The following is a 13,632-nucleotide window of genomic DNA, read 5'->3' as shown; positions in this document are numbered from 1 at the left end:
GGTAACACGGGTTCGAGTCCCGTAGGAGTCATATAAACAGAAGTGAAACATCGCTTCTGTTTTTTTATTTAATTGAATAGAGGAGAGTTGTCCGAGTCTGGCTGAAGGAGCACGCCTGGAAAGTGTGTAGGCGCTTTATCGCGTCTCAAGGGTTCGAATCCCTTACTCTCCGTACAGTAGCTCAGAATGGTTATTTTCCATTCTGAGTTTTTTATAGATATGATATATCAAGTATTCAACTATATTTATCTTAAAATGGATAATATCTTTTTAAAAATAAAACAATCACAAAATAAATTCAAACATGAGTCCTGTTAAGTCATTTAAAAATCGTTATAATATAGAGTGTATAACTATTGGAGGAATGAATTTTGGAATTTTGGTTAAAAGAGCAAAGTATAAAAAACAAAAACAAAATCGCGGTTATAGATGGTCAGTATACATTAACATATAATCAATTATATTCTACAGCGTATCAGCTTTCAAAAAAATTATTATCTTTAAATGAAAGTAGGGTAGGACTATATATTGGAAACGACATTGATTCTGTTATTTTAGTGCACGCATGTTGGTTAGCGCAAATTGAAATTGCAATGATCAATACACGATTAACAACAACTGAAATGACTAATCAAATGAACTCAGTGAATGTTCAACTTATTTTAACTACAAAAGAGTTCGATTTATCTTCACATCAAGTTCTCTCATTTAATCAACTCAATGATTATCCTGATACGCCTAATCATAAACAATTTGATATTCATCGTATTGCATCTATTATGTTTACATCAGGGACGACAGGACCCCAAAAAGCAGTACCTCAAACATTTAAAAATCACTATGCAAGTGCATTAGGTTGTAAAGAAAGTCTAGGATTTGATCAACAAACGACATGGTTATCGGTTCTTCCAATTTATCATATTTCAGGACTTAGCGTGATTTTACGTGCTGTGATTGAAGGATTTACTGTACGTTTATTAAATAAATATAATACTGAAGATATGTTGACTATTATTAAAAACGAATATCCTACACATGTGTCACTTGTGCCACAAACGTTAAAGTGGCTAATGGATGCTGGTTTAAATAAACCATACTCAATTGAAAAAATATTACTTGGGGGTGCTAAATTATCATCCACGCTCATACAACAGGCATTGAGTTATCAATTACCTATTTATAATTCTTTTGGAATGACAGAAACATGTTCGCAGTTCCTAACCGCTTCGCCAGATATGTTAGCTAAACGATATGATACAGTAGGTAAACCAAGTGATAATGTTGAAGTATGTATTAAACAACCTAATGAAGAGGGACATGGTGAATTACTTATCAAAGGCGACAGTGTAATGAACGGATATTTGTATCCTAAAGATTTGGATAACACATTTGAAGATGGTTTCTTTAAAACAGGAGATATTGCAGAAATAGACAGTGATGGTTTTGTAATGGTTTATGATCGACGTAAAGACCTTATTATTAGTGGTGGAGAAAATATCTATCCTTATGAAATTGAAACAGTAGCTAAAACATTCAATGGAATTATAGATGCAGTATGTGTACCTAAAGAAGATGAGACTTGGGGTCAGATTCCAGCGCTTTACTATGTCGCAAGTGAAACAATTGAGGTTAATGATCTTATAAATTTTTTACAAGAACATTTAGCAAAATATAAAGTTCCTAAGATATATCAACACGTCAATGCATTACCTTATACTTCTACTGGAAAATTACAACGTAATAAAGTTGGAACTGAGGATCATTAAATGAAAATCATTGATATACAATTTTATTACTATACCGCGCCGTTTCATTCTCCGATTACGACGCCTAAAGTCGAAATGACACATCGTAAAGCACTCATAGTACGATTTATTTCTGATGAAGGGAAAAATTATTTTGGTGAATGTAATGCATTTGAAACGGATTGGTATGATACTGAAACAATTGAGACAGTAAAAATACGAATACAACAATGGTCAAAAAAGATTTTAAATCAATCATTCAATACATTTAGTGACTGGTTACCTTATCTTGATGTATTAGATAGTTATCCAGCTACTAGATGTACTGTTGTGATGGCGGTTTATCAGATGTTTTATTCACAACCGTGCTTTAACGTTGAATATGGGGCAACAGTAAGTGGTTTATCTTCTTCACAATTACAAACACTTAAAGACACAAAGCCAGCACGTATTAAATTAAAATGGAGTTCTCATCTCATTAACGATATAAAAAAGCTACGCAATGAACTTCCATTTGAATTTAGTCTTGCACTCGATGCAAATGAATCACTGGATATGTCACAATTTCAATTATTAAAAGAGATTGATCAACACAATCTTCTATACGTTGAAGAACCATTTAAAGATTTAAATGATTTAAGCTATATAGATGTTACGCATTATCCTGCTATTGCTATTGATGAAAAAGCAACGGACGTACAATCAATTTTGAAAATTATTCATCAATATCCTATAACTGCGGTTGTGGTTAAACCATTTAGACTGGGAGGAATAGATAGAGCGCTAGAACTCATTCACTTATTAAAAGAGAAAGATATTAAAGTGATCGTTGGTGGGATGTATGAATATGGACTTAGTCGATATTTTACTGCTTTATTAGCAAAAGAAGGGTCTTATCCAGGAGATATTACTCCAGATGGATATTATTTTGAAACAGACTTTACACAAGGCATAGGCAAATTAAAAGAAGGATTGATATATTTCAATCCCCCTAAAGTTAATATAAATGCATTATCTGTTTATGAATGATGATGTGTATGTTTGTCTTTTTTTAAAGGTACGGGATCAAATCCACCTTCATGAAATGGATGGCATTTTAAAATACGTTTTACTCCCATATAGCCACCTTTAAATGCTCCATATACTTCTATAGCTTCTTTAGTATATTCAGAACAAGTAGGATAGAATCGACATGTTGGTGGTGTCATAGGGGAGATGAAATGCTGATAAATACGAATGATGCTTAGAAATAATTTTTTAAGCATAAATAAACCTCCTATAGACATTTGATTATTAAATAATTCTACCATATTTAAGAGGGGGATGAGTGATATGGAGTTTATCGATCAAGATGATAGACGAGTCACGATGCAATATAAAACTGATAACGATATACCGAATGGAAACCACGTTTTAGCTATTCCGATATTTCAAAATCAATTATTATTCACTAAACACTCTAAAAGAGGTATCGAGTTCCCTGGAGGTAAAGTTGAAATTAATGAAACTAGTCAACAAGCGATTGCTAGAGAACTTTATGAAGAAACAGGTGGAAAGGTAGAAGCCTTATATTATATCGCGCAATATCAAGTTCATACCTTTGATAAGTCACTTTTTAAAAAAGATGTGTACGTGATTAAAGTGAAATCAATTGAACATAAACATGATTATTTGGAAACAGAGGGTCCTATATTATTTCATCTAGTTAATGAGATTCCTGAGCACCAAAAAGTTATTTAATTAAAGATGAAGCAATTTTAAAATGTTTAGAAAGGGTGAAAGATCTTGGGTATTACAAATATTAGAACAATGCCTGTTGAATCCAACACTCATCGATTTGAGGAAATAACTTATACAGTAGACGAATTAAATGTAAAAGCGTTACAGATGATCCCAGCGTATCATAATGTTAAACGAATTGTAGTGTATTTACGTGGTGGAAAAGGGCAAGTTGGTAGAGTAAGAGCTTCAAGACTCATGCAATTTTCTGATTCGTATACATTAGTTATAGGTCCCTATTATAGAGGAAGTAATGGTAGTGAAGGAAAAGATGAATTTTGTAATGCTGATTTACATGATGTAACAGTACTTATTCGATTATTAAAAAATAAGTATCCCCAAGCTTTCGTCCATATGATTGGATTTTCAAGAGGTGGAATTCAAGGTTTATTATCATTTCAGGATGATCCAGTTGATAGTTATATTATTTGGGGTGGCGTTTCAGATGTTCATTTAATGTATGAAGAACGTGTGGATTTAAGGGGAATGCTAAGACGTATGGTAGGTCATCCGAAAAAAGATAAAAAGGCATATGAACAAAGAAATGCGATACGTACGTTGAATCAAAACAGTCCACCTATTTTAATTGTACATGGTGGTAAAGATTGGCAAGTGGGTATACATCAAGCGTATTTTCTTCAAGAACAACTAGAACGTAAAGGGGTCAAACATGATACATTTTATCAACTTGACGAAGGCCATGTCCCAAGACCGAAAGCATTGAAAGAAGTTTTAGATTATATACATCAATGGATGAATAATATAGAACAAGACTTACAAAGATGACTATAACAGTTATCATGTAAGTCTTTTGTTTAGATATATTATTAATGACTAAATCCACCATCTTTAGCAATATCTTTTACTTCATCTCCAAATGTTTTGAAGTTTTCTTCAAAACGTTGTTTTAAGTCATTAGCTTGATGACGATAAGCCTCAGGATCATTCCAAGCATGGATTGGATTTAAAATAGTCTTAGGCACATCTTCCATTTCAGTTGGTATACTTAAACCAAATATTTCATCTTTAGTAAATGTAGCTTGTTTTAGCTTGCCAGAAATAGCTTGATCTACCATATAACGTGTATAATGTAAGCTGATACGACGTCCAACACCATATTTTCCACCAGTCCATCCTGTATTTACTAGATATACATCAACATCATGGTCATCAATTAACTTACCAAGTAAATTCGCATATTTAGTAGGATGCAAAGGTAAAAATGGAGCGCCAAAGCATGTTGAAAATGATGGTTCAGGTTCTGTCACGCCACGTTCTGTGCCAGCTAATTTTGACGTAAAACCACTTAAGAAATGATACATTGCCTGAGATTTAGATAATTTAGAAATAGGTGGAAGTACACCAAATGCATCTGCAGTTAAGAAGATAATTGTATTAGGGTGTGCAGCTTTAGAAGGTAATACGATATTATCGATATGATGAATTGGATAAGCAGCACGTGTGTTTTCTGTGTTCGTATTATCATCAAAATCAACATGGCCACGTTCATTAACAATTGTATTTTCAAGAATAGTACCATATTGAATGGCATTATAAATTTGAGGTTCTTTTTCTTTAGATAAGTGGATAGCTTTTGCATAGCAACCACCTTCAATGTTAAAAATACCATTTTTATTCCAGCCATGTTCATCATCGCCAATTAATTTGCGAGTTGGCGTCGCTGATAATGTTGTTTTTCCTGTACCAGATAATCCAAAGAATAGAGCAACATCACCTTTTTCTCCAACATTGGCAGAACAATGCATACTCATAATATCTTGCATAGGTAATAAGTAGTTCATCACTGAAAAGATACCTTTTTTCATTTCTCCAGCGTATTCAGTACCACCAATTAAAATCACTTTATGTTTAAATGAAACAATAATAAATGTTTCAGAATGAGTACCGTCAACATCTGGATTGGCTTTAAAATGAGGGGCAGAAACGATAGTGAAATTTGGCTTAATATGACTTGCTTCCTCAATAGATTCAGGTCGGATAAACATGTTTTGTGCAAATAAATTATGCCATGCAAGCTCATTGATAATTTTTAATTTTAATTGTGAGTCTTTATCACTTCCGGCATAACCGTTAAAAACGTATAATTCATCTTTTTGATCTAAATAATCTAATACTTTGTTGTATAATTTTAAAAACACGTCTTCATCTATAGGTTGATTAATGTCTCCCCAATCAATATTGTCTCGATATGAAGGTTCGTTAACGATAAATTTATCTTTTGGTGAACGACCAGTATATTTACCTGTACTCATATTAATTGCGCCAAGTTCAGTAAGTTCACCTTCATTATTATTTAAAATCTTGTAATAAAGCTGAGTAGTAGAAAGTTGAAATAAAGTCGTTTCCTTCTCTAATAAGTGTTTGATTTTAGGTGTTTCACTGTATGTATCTATTGACATACAACATCCCTCCAAATATCTATTCATTTATATGTGTAAGCCCTTACATTAAAAAGTATAACATAATAATTTAATTATTCCATTGTAAATAAAAGAACATTTAAAAATCAAAATTGACAATTTTAAAGTATTTATGTAGTATAGGTCTTAACGGATTCTCTTATCCTGAGTGGTGGAGGGACATGGACCCAATGAAACCCAGCAACCTCTTTTTTTAAAAGAAAGGTGCCAAACCGTTTGCAGACGCAATATTTGTCTGAACGATAAGAGCGAATGGACGTTTAAGAGCCTTCTCTCTATCTAGATAGTTGAGAAGGCTCTTTTATTTTAAGCTCATTGTCAAAAGAGAATTTTCGTAAATATAGTTAAAAAAAGGAGCAAATCATGACTTATAATAAACGTTTATTTACATCAGAGTCAGTGACAGAAGGGCATCCAGATAAAATCGCCGATCAAGTATCTGATGCGATTTTAGATGAAATTTTAAAAGATGATCCTAATGCACGTGTCGCTTGTGAAACAACAGTAACAACAGGTATGGCTTTAATTTCTGGTGAAATTTCAACGTCTACATATGTAGATATTCCTAAAGTAGTACGAGAAACAATCAAAAATATTGGTTATACAAGAGCTAAATATGGTTACGATTATCAAACAATGGCTGTTTTAACAGCTATTGATGAACAATCACCTGATATTGCCCAAGGTGTAGATAAAGCACTTGAGTATCGCAATGATATATCTGAAGAAGAAATTGAAGCAACAGGTGCCGGAGACCAAGGATTAATGTTTGGTTATGCAACAAATGAAACCGAAACATATATGCCGCTTCCAATCTTTTTATCACATCAACTAGCGAAACGCTTATCAGATGTGCGTAAAGACGGTACCTTAGGTTATTTACGTCCAGATGGTAAAGTTCAAGTAACAGTAGAATACGATGAAAATGATAAACCTAAACGTATTGACACGATTGTGGTATCTTCTCAACATGCTGAAGACATTGAATTAGAACAAATCCAAAAAGATATTAAAGAGCATGTCATTTATCCGACTGTGCCTGAAGGTTTAATTGATGATGAAACTAAATTCTTTATTAATCCAACTGGTCGATTTGTTATTGGGGGTCCTCAAGGAGATGCTGGTTTAACTGGAAGAAAAATTATTGTAGATACATATGGTGGTTATGCTCGTCATGGAGGTGGCTGTTTCAGTGGTAAAGATCCTACAAAAGTAGATCGCTCTGCGGCATATGCAGCGAGATATGTTGCAAAAAATATTGTAGCAGCTGGATTAGCTGAGCAATGTGAAGTGCAATTAGCTTATGCAATTGGTGTAGCAGAACCTGTATCTATTGCTATTGATACATTTAAAACAGGTAAAGTTTCTGAAGGACAATTAGTTGAAGCGGTAAGAAAACATTTTGATTTAAGACCAGCAGGTATCATTAAAATGCTTGACTTAAAACATCCTATTTACAAACAAACAGCTGCATACGGACATTTTGGTCGTACTGATGTATTGTTACCATGGGAAAAATTAGATAAAGTGAATGTCCTAAAAGATGCCGTTCAAAAATAACATAGGATATATAGCAGTTAATTAGGTTAAACCTCGAAATTATCGTCTATTTCTATTATAATAGATAGATATTGACAGTTTAAAAGGAGCGTTATCTAATGAATTCATTTGGACCGGTTGAGATTGGTTTAATTGCAGCGATAATCATAGCGATTATATGTTTTATTCTATTTTTAGTTGCTTTGAAAAGTAAAAATAATATGAAACACAAAGCGAATGAAGAGTACAATCTCAAGGAGCAACAACTCAAATCTTCACATGAGGAAGCACTTGAAAAAGAACGTATTGAAAATAAAAAACAAGTAACGAAACAAAAAGAAGAATTTGAAGTTACAGTTAATGGAAAAGAACGTGAAATTGATGCTTTGAAATTATTTTCTAAAAATAAAAGTGAATACGTGACTGATATGAGACTCATTGGTATTAGAGACCGTTTAGTTAAAGAAAAACGTATTAGACGTGAAGATATGCATATAATGGCTAATATTTTTTTACCAAGTAATGAGTTTAATAATATTCAACGTATTAGCCATCTTGTGCTTACTAGAACTGGTTTATATATCATTGATTCACAATTATTAAAAGGTCATGTTTATAATGGAATTAGTGGCGCACAATTTCAAGAATTACCAATGCTGAAGCAAGTATTTGATACACTTGATTTAAATACACAAGCGCCTCAAACGTTAGTTCTTGATCAACATGAAGATAATCATTCGAAACTATCATTTATTAATTATTCTGATCAACTTTCTGCAATTGAGAAGTTGGCTACAGATTTACAAACAGAATTAGGACTTAAATATACGCCAACATCAATTTTATATTTTAATCCTAAACATGATAAAGACGTAACGATTTCAAACTATGCACAAAGTTCAAGTGTTAAGGTTTTAGTTGGTCCTGAACAACTTGACGAATTCTTTAACAAATTTGTATTCCATGGACGTATTCAATATAATGTCGATGAATTACAAAATATTATGGATAAAATTGAATCATTTAACTAAGAGAGGCTACCATCAAAATTTTAAATTTTGATGGTACTTTTTTATTATAAGCGATGTTCATAAATATACTTTTAGGGTATATACAGAATAGTTATTTTTAAAGGAGGAAGTAAGATGGACTATATTGAATTCTATAATGGAAATCAAATGCCAATGTTAGGACTTGGAACATTTCGAGTAGAAAATGACGATACTTGTAAAGAAGCAGTTAAACATGCTATTGAATCTGGGTATCGTAGCATAGATACTGCTAAAGTATATGGAAATGAAGAACAAGTAGGCCAAGGTATCAAAGAAGGATTAGAATCAACAGGTTTAAATAGAGAAGATATTTTCGTAACATCAAAATTATTTTTCGAAGATTTCGGACGTAAAAATGTGGCTCAAGCCTACGAAACTAGTATCCAAAAACTTGGGTTAGATTATTTAGATTTATACTTAGTACATTGGCCAGGGACAAATGAAGCCATAATGATTGATACATGGAAAGGTATGGAAGATTTATATAAAGATAATAAAGTTAAAAACATTGGAGTTAGTAATTTTAATCCAGATCATTTTGAAGCATTATTAGCACAAGTGTCAATTAAACCAGTCATTAACCAAGTAGAATTTCATCCATACTTTACTCAAGAAAAACTTAGAAAATATTTAGAAGCTCAAAATATTTATATGGAATCTTGGTCACCATTTATGAATGCTCAAATTTTAAACGATGAAACGTTAAATGAAATTGGTAAAGAAGTTAATAAATCAGCAGCACAAGTTATTATTAAATGGAATATGCAACATAACGTCGTCGTTATTCCCAAATCAGTTACATCAAGCAGAATTGAAGAAAATATAGATGTATTTGATTTTGAATTATCAGCAGAGCAAATGAAACGAATTGATGATTTAAATAAAGATCAACGTATAGGACCTGATCCAGATACATTTGAAGGTCAATAAATTTAATTAAAAAAGAGTGAACTTGTAGGTTAATTGACTACACAGTTCACTCTTTTGTTATATTATAAAACCAATCCAACAAGCAATAAATCCTATAACAAATTGCAATAGAGAATACATCATAAATTTAAAAAGTTTAAAAGACGGTGTTAGACATTGCGCAAGCTCATAAGACATGGTTGAAAATGTCGTTAAACCTCCTAAAAATCCAGTAATAAAAAACATATGTATCCAGTTTAAGTGAATAGAGAGGCCAGTTGTTAAACCAATGAGAAAACTTCCAATCCAGTTGACGATTAAAGTAGCAATAGGTATTGAAGTAGACCATTTGGATTTAGTGACATCAGTTAGCCATGCTCTAACGACAGCGCCTAAACCACCGCCAATCATAATTAAAAGAGCTTGTATCAAGATGTAAGACCTCCTAATGTCATACCTATCCAGCACAAGATAACACCAAAGCAATAACTTATAAATGCATAAACCAAAGCTAAGATAATATGATGGCTGTAAAGTAATGTGACTAACTCAAATTGAAATGTTGAAAATGTTGTTAAAGCGCCTAAAAAACCAGTTGTAATACCTTTTTTAATTTTAGGGTGATCTTTAAATAACTTAATCATTACTACAGATAGATAACCCATAAGAAAAGCACCTGACAGGTTAGCTATCAATGTGCCAATTGGAAAGGTGTTACTTTGATTCATAAAGGAAAACAAAAATCTTAATAAAGCGCCCAACATACCACCTATAAACACGGTTATATATTGCATAACATACTCACCTTTATATATCATTTTATGCGTATTTGATTATGAAAAAATGCCAAACGTTGTAATAGAAGCAAAAATATGGAACAAAATTACTACCAATATGAGATAAGGTAATATGTTAGAAGCGGTCTTAATCCAATCTTTATTTTTATAATTTAAATGTTTAATTGCTTTATCAGAAAATATAATTGAAGCCATAAGGATGACAACATTTACAATACTACATGCAATTAATAAATTTTTTATTGATTTAAATTGAATGCTTAATAAAGGATTAAATGTATTAAAATAAAAGCTAATAATTAAAAGAATAACTGATATATAAAAATATTTTTTTGATTTAGACATAATATACCTCCGATTTATACCATTAAATAATATTACCACATTTAATTTCATTTTAATAGTACCTATATCATAAGGTTTTAATTTTCAGAAAATTCAAAGCAAAACATTCGCATACACAAAAAAAGCATGATATAAATAACTTAACGAAATAGTAAAACATCCTGTACATAAAAAAATAATCATACGTATGGTGTCTTTTCGTAAAGCAAGCTATATTCGTAATATAAGTGAGAAGGGAAGATTTTATGACTCAATTAAATGTAGACGTATTTGCCGATGGTGCAGATATCGAACAAATGAAAGCTGCATACAAAAATAAAGAAGTAGATGGTTTTACAACAAATCCTAGCTTAATGGCAAAAGCAGGTGTAACAGATTATAAAGCTTTTGCAGAAGAAGCAGTACGTGAAATTCCTGATGCTTCTATATCATTTGAAGTATTCTCAGATGATTTAGATACAATGGAGAAAGAAGCAGAAATTTTAAAGCAATATGGAGACAATGTGTTTGTTAAAATTCCAATTGTGAACTCAAAAGGTGAGTCTACAATTGAATTAATTAAAAAGTTATCAGCTGATCATGTTCGTTTAAATGTAACTGCTGTTTATACAATTGAACAAGTTAAAGCTATTACAGAAGCAGTGACTGAAGGTGTACCTACATATATCTCTGTCTTTGCGGGACGTATTGCTGATACGGGTGTAGATCCACTTCCTTTAATGAAAGAATCTGTAAAAGTCGCACATAGTAAAAATGGTGTTAAATTATTATGGGCAAGTTGCCGTGAAGTGTTCAATATTATCCAAGCTAATGAAATTGGCGCCGATATTATCACTTGTCCAGCAGATGTTGTTAAGAAAGTTAACAATAATCTTGGACGCGATATTAATGAATTGCCAGTGGATACAGTTCAAGGATTTGCAAAAGATATTAAAAGTTCTGGATTATCAATATTATAAAATCACTATATCTAATTATGACCAACCGAGTCTAAGACTACAAATATGTCTTAGACTCGGTTTTAGTGTTATATGAATATCAAAGAGAGGGAGTAATAAAGTATCTTTCTTTTTTATTGAGTTTGTTTTAAAATCGGTGTTCAGTTAAAATTTATGAATATAATTAAATAGAAAGGAATTAAGTTATGGAAGAAACTGCTTTTAGAGAAAAAGTAAGAAAACAATTGTGGTTTTTAAATAAAAAAGAAAAGCAATTATTAGAACATACTTTTGAACAAAATAATGCTTCATTTAATAATGCAGAACAGAAATTTATGAAACCTACTCGTTTTGCTAATCAATTTTTACAGGTTCATATTTTTCGAAATAAACATTTTTCAAATGGATATTTTTTCTTATTAATTATATTATTTGTTCTCACCTACATCCTATTACTAGGATGGTTTTTAGCTGGATTTATCGCAAGTTTAGCAGTAGTCAATCAGTTTATAAATCCTAAAGCAGAATTAAGTCTAATCTATCTTGTATTAATCTTAGTTTTTGCCATTATTAGTTTGGTTGTCAGTTTGTATCTCATAAGATTTGTGACTGCTTTGTTTACTAAAAGATTACTTGAATATAAGTTTAATGAAAAGAAGTCGTCTTATTAATTAAATAGGCTAATAGAATACTTTCTTGCCATTTTTTATAAACTAAAATGTAAGGCTCATCCACTACGCATTGAGCTGAATTATCAAAGGTAATAATGGTTTTATTTTGAGAAGACGTTAATCCAATAATACGTTGCGCATTAAAATATATTTGTATGGGTGCACGTTGATGTTTGATTGGAAATAAAATGACGTCTTTAGAAATATAAATAGGAACTAGTTTATTGATAGATAATAAGCGTTTAGCTAATTTAAGTTGTTGTGTATATGATTTATTAAATTGTTCTAGATAGTATATGACAATCTTTTTAATATGAAAGGGTAGAATCATATCATATGTTTTAAAACAACATTTAGTCTGAATTGTGGAACCTTCTAAAGTTTGAATGTATAACAAATCGAAAGTATTATGAGGTAACATGCCAATCACCTTCTAAATAATATTGCTGAAGTTTGATACGGGCAGAAGATTTATATTTTTTAATTGTAGTGTCTGAGACATTCATCTTTTTAGCGATTTCATATTGTTTGTATCCACGAAGATAATATATCAGCCATTGATATTCATTTGAATTTAAAATATATTTGAAATCATTAAAAAAAGATTCATCTTTCAATGTATAAGTTAAAGAATGATTTAACGCTGCAATATCTAAGCAGTCAATCTTCAATTGCTCCTTTCTAAAAAGATCAATAAGATAAAACTTTAATCGCTGATAAATAAAAGAGGATAAAGATACAGAGGAAGATGGGTTATAAATTTTGGAGATTTCCCACAATTTTATTAATAATAATTGATAAAATTCATCATAATTATAAGTGATACGGTATTGTCTTAACAAATGATGAATCATTTTATGATATTTTATGTGTAATGAACTAAAATCTAAAATAGTTATTCTTTCTCCTTAGTTATGTACATAAACAATATTTCCGGATGTATAAATTCTACATGAGGTATCGTGAATTTTCATTTGCTTAATTTAATAAATAGGTGTTAAATAGTAAACATAGAATCGTTGGATTGGATAATATATGGCTTTAACAAGTTTGTAAGATTAATATTCGACATTTGTACAATAAAATATAGGAGGTATGAAGTTGGATTACGCACATTTAAATCTTGAGCACTTTTTTGCAAGACATGATGATTTAGACGTCATTAGAGATCGTTCTGAATTTGTAATGATAAATAATTTTACAAATGAAATGATGTATCGTGATGGTGATATTGAAGGGACAATTGATTTAAATCAATATTATTATAAGAATAGATCGCAAGCTGTCAGTTTTATTATGATGGATTATAAAAGAAATAACGAATAATTAAATATGTTAACCTTACTACAAATAACTATATTTATTTAATAGATAAAAATCATTGGAGTCCGGGACATAAAGTATCTAGATAAGTGA

At 31.1% G+C, this 13,632-nt stretch carries 16 protein-coding genes, 1 tRNA gene, 1 pseudogene and 1 riboswitch; of the genes and pseudogenes, 11 read left to right on the top strand and 7 right to left on the bottom strand.

The window, feature by feature from the left end; translation table 11 throughout:
- The first annotated feature begins 81 nt into the window (after positions 1-81).
- From HMPREF2930_RS01955 to menC, 3 genes are all read left to right on the top strand, one after another.
- Positions 82-172 (top strand) — tRNA-Ser (locus HMPREF2930_RS01955).
- Between the two features lie 199 nt (positions 173-371).
- A complete protein-coding gene (gene menE / locus HMPREF2930_RS01950) occupies positions 372-1,766 on the top strand; it encodes an o-succinylbenzoate--CoA ligase (protein WP_017176378.1) in 1,395 nt (464 codons plus the stop codon).
- Complete coding sequence (gene menC, locus HMPREF2930_RS01945) at positions 1,767-2,774, top strand: o-succinylbenzoate synthase (protein WP_017176377.1); 1,008 nt, start codon at positions 1,767-1,769, stop codon at positions 2,772-2,774.
- Here the strand turns inward: menC and yidD are convergent.
- A complete protein-coding gene (gene yidD, locus HMPREF2930_RS01940) occupies positions 2,765-3,010 on the bottom strand; it encodes a membrane protein insertion efficiency factor YidD (protein WP_017176376.1) in 246 nt (81 codons plus the stop codon). The genes menC and yidD overlap by 10 nt on opposite strands.
- Positions 3,011-3,077: 67 nt before the next feature.
- Between yidD and ytkD the strand changes: the two are divergent.
- Positions 3,078-3,550: pseudogene (ytkD, locus tag HMPREF2930_RS01935) on the top strand (RNA deprotection pyrophosphohydrolase).
- On the top strand, positions 3,531-4,310 hold the full coding sequence (locus HMPREF2930_RS01930) for an alpha/beta hydrolase family protein (protein ID WP_083313649.1): 780 nt from the start codon (positions 3,531-3,533) through the stop codon (positions 4,308-4,310). The pseudogene ytkD and the gene HMPREF2930_RS01930 overlap by 20 nt, the downstream one beginning before the upstream one ends.
- A gap of 41 nt (positions 4,311-4,351) precedes the next feature.
- Here the strand turns inward: HMPREF2930_RS01930 and pckA are convergent, their stop codons facing one another.
- A complete protein-coding gene (gene pckA / locus HMPREF2930_RS01925) occupies positions 4,352-5,944 on the bottom strand; it encodes a phosphoenolpyruvate carboxykinase (ATP) (RefSeq protein WP_017176373.1) in 1,593 nt (530 codons plus the stop codon).
- Between the two features lie 157 nt (positions 5,945-6,101).
- Positions 6,102-6,214: riboswitch (SAM riboswitch) on the top strand.
- A 114-nt stretch (positions 6,215-6,328) separates the two neighbouring features.
- Here pckA and metK point away from each other — a divergent pair.
- The 3 genes from metK (at position 6,329) to HMPREF2930_RS01910 (ending at position 9,486) form a co-directional block, all read left to right on the top strand.
- The gene (metK, locus tag HMPREF2930_RS01920) at positions 6,329-7,525 is read left to right on the top strand and encodes a methionine adenosyltransferase (protein WP_017176372.1); all 1,197 of its coding nucleotides are present in this window, start codon (positions 6,329-6,331) and stop codon (positions 7,523-7,525) included.
- A gap of 98 nt (positions 7,526-7,623) precedes the next feature.
- Entirely contained in the window at positions 7,624-8,535 is a 912-nt protein-coding gene (locus tag HMPREF2930_RS01915) for an NERD domain-containing protein (RefSeq protein ID WP_017176371.1), read from the top strand.
- A 114-nt stretch (positions 8,536-8,649) separates the two neighbouring features.
- The gene (locus HMPREF2930_RS01910; protein ID WP_017176370.1) at positions 8,650-9,486 is read left to right on the top strand and encodes an aldo/keto reductase; all 837 of its coding nucleotides are present in this window, start codon (positions 8,650-8,652) and stop codon (positions 9,484-9,486) included.
- Between the two features lie 57 nt (positions 9,487-9,543).
- On the opposite strand, the gene HMPREF2930_RS01905 is transcribed toward HMPREF2930_RS01910, so the two are convergent.
- The 3 genes from HMPREF2930_RS01905 to HMPREF2930_RS01895 are packed head-to-tail and all read right to left on the bottom strand — an operon-like array spanning position 9,544 to position 10,607.
- Positions 9,544-9,897, bottom strand: coding sequence for a fluoride efflux transporter FluC (locus tag HMPREF2930_RS01905; protein ID WP_017176369.1), 354 nt, complete (start codon positions 9,895-9,897; stop codon positions 9,544-9,546).
- On the bottom strand, positions 9,894-10,259 hold the full coding sequence (gene crcB, locus HMPREF2930_RS01900; RefSeq protein ID WP_017176368.1) for a fluoride efflux transporter CrcB: 366 nt from the start codon (positions 10,257-10,259) through the stop codon (positions 9,894-9,896). The genes HMPREF2930_RS01905 and crcB overlap by 4 nt, the downstream gene beginning before the upstream one ends.
- Before the next feature lie 39 nt (positions 10,260-10,298).
- Positions 10,299-10,607 (bottom strand): hypothetical protein, encoded by a 309-nt coding sequence (locus HMPREF2930_RS01895; protein ID WP_017176367.1) that lies wholly within the window; start codon positions 10,605-10,607, stop codon positions 10,299-10,301.
- A gap of 245 nt (positions 10,608-10,852) precedes the next feature.
- Between HMPREF2930_RS01895 and HMPREF2930_RS01890 the strand changes: the two genes are divergently transcribed.
- Both HMPREF2930_RS01890 and HMPREF2930_RS01885 read left to right on the top strand, forming a co-directional pair.
- Positions 10,853-11,566: a transaldolase gene (locus HMPREF2930_RS01890; RefSeq protein WP_070597215.1), complete on the top strand. Its 714-nt coding sequence runs from the start codon at positions 10,853-10,855 to the stop codon at positions 11,564-11,566.
- A gap of 185 nt (positions 11,567-11,751) precedes the next feature.
- Positions 11,752-12,216, top strand: coding sequence for a membrane protein (locus tag HMPREF2930_RS01885; protein WP_017176365.1), 465 nt, complete (start codon positions 11,752-11,754; stop codon positions 12,214-12,216).
- On the opposite strand, the gene HMPREF2930_RS01880 is transcribed toward HMPREF2930_RS01885, so the two are convergent.
- Complete coding sequence (locus HMPREF2930_RS01880; protein WP_017176364.1) at positions 12,191-12,637, bottom strand: competence protein ComK; 447 nt, start codon at positions 12,635-12,637, stop codon at positions 12,191-12,193. The genes HMPREF2930_RS01885 and HMPREF2930_RS01880 overlap by 26 nt on opposite strands.
- Positions 12,624-13,070, bottom strand: coding sequence for a sigma-70 RNA polymerase sigma factor region 4 domain-containing protein (locus HMPREF2930_RS01875; protein ID WP_037541109.1), 447 nt, complete (start codon positions 13,068-13,070; stop codon positions 12,624-12,626). The genes HMPREF2930_RS01880 and HMPREF2930_RS01875 overlap by 14 nt, the downstream gene beginning before the upstream one ends.
- Positions 13,071-13,317: 247 nt before the next feature.
- Between HMPREF2930_RS01875 and HMPREF2930_RS01870 the strand changes: the two genes are divergently transcribed.
- On the top strand, positions 13,318-13,542 hold the full coding sequence (locus tag HMPREF2930_RS01870; protein WP_002449634.1) for a hypothetical protein: 225 nt from the start codon (positions 13,318-13,320) through the stop codon (positions 13,540-13,542).
- The last annotated feature ends 90 nt before the right edge of the window (positions 13,543-13,632 follow it).

Source organism: Staphylococcus sp. HMSC068C09 (genome assembly GCF_001813735.1).
GTDB classification, from domain to species: domain Bacteria; phylum Bacillota; class Bacilli; order Staphylococcales; family Staphylococcaceae; genus Staphylococcus; species Staphylococcus hominis.
Note: the sequence above shows the minus strand (reverse complement) of the source record. Positions and strands in the feature narration are given on the sequence as shown.

What these genes read in the sequence shown, in the direction of transcription:
- HMPREF2930_RS01910 (WP_017176370.1), top strand. Translation starts at nt 8,650, where the DNA reads ATGGACTATATTGAATTCTATAATGGAAATCAAATGCCAATGTTAGGA.
- crcB (WP_017176368.1), bottom strand. Translation starts at nt 10,259, where the DNA reads ATGCAATATATAACCGTGTTTATAGGTGGTATGTTGGGCGCTTTATTA.
- HMPREF2930_RS01875 (WP_037541109.1), bottom strand. Translation starts at nt 13,070, where the DNA reads ATGATTCATCATTTGTTAAGACAATACCGTATCACTTATAATTATGAT.
- HMPREF2930_RS01885 (WP_017176365.1), top strand. Translation starts at nt 11,752, where the DNA reads ATGGAAGAAACTGCTTTTAGAGAAAAAGTAAGAAAACAATTGTGGTTT.
- HMPREF2930_RS01895 (WP_017176367.1), bottom strand. Translation starts at nt 10,607, where the DNA reads ATGTCTAAATCAAAAAAATATTTTTATATATCAGTTATTCTTTTAATT.
- metK (WP_017176372.1), top strand. Translation starts at nt 6,329, where the DNA reads ATGACTTATAATAAACGTTTATTTACATCAGAGTCAGTGACAGAAGGG.
- HMPREF2930_RS01880 (WP_017176364.1), bottom strand. Translation starts at nt 12,637, where the DNA reads ATGTTACCTCATAATACTTTCGATTTGTTATACATTCAAACTTTAGAA.
- pckA (WP_017176373.1), bottom strand. Translation starts at nt 5,944, where the DNA reads ATGTCAATAGATACATACAGTGAAACACCTAAAATCAAACACTTATTA.
- HMPREF2930_RS01915 (WP_017176371.1), top strand. Translation starts at nt 7,624, where the DNA reads ATGAATTCATTTGGACCGGTTGAGATTGGTTTAATTGCAGCGATAATC.
- HMPREF2930_RS01890 (WP_070597215.1), top strand. Translation starts at nt 10,853, where the DNA reads ATGACTCAATTAAATGTAGACGTATTTGCCGATGGTGCAGATATCGAA.
- yidD (WP_017176376.1), bottom strand. Translation starts at nt 3,010, where the DNA reads ATGCTTAAAAAATTATTTCTAAGCATCATTCGTATTTATCAGCATTTC.
- menC (WP_017176377.1), top strand. Translation starts at nt 1,767, where the DNA reads ATGAAAATCATTGATATACAATTTTATTACTATACCGCGCCGTTTCAT.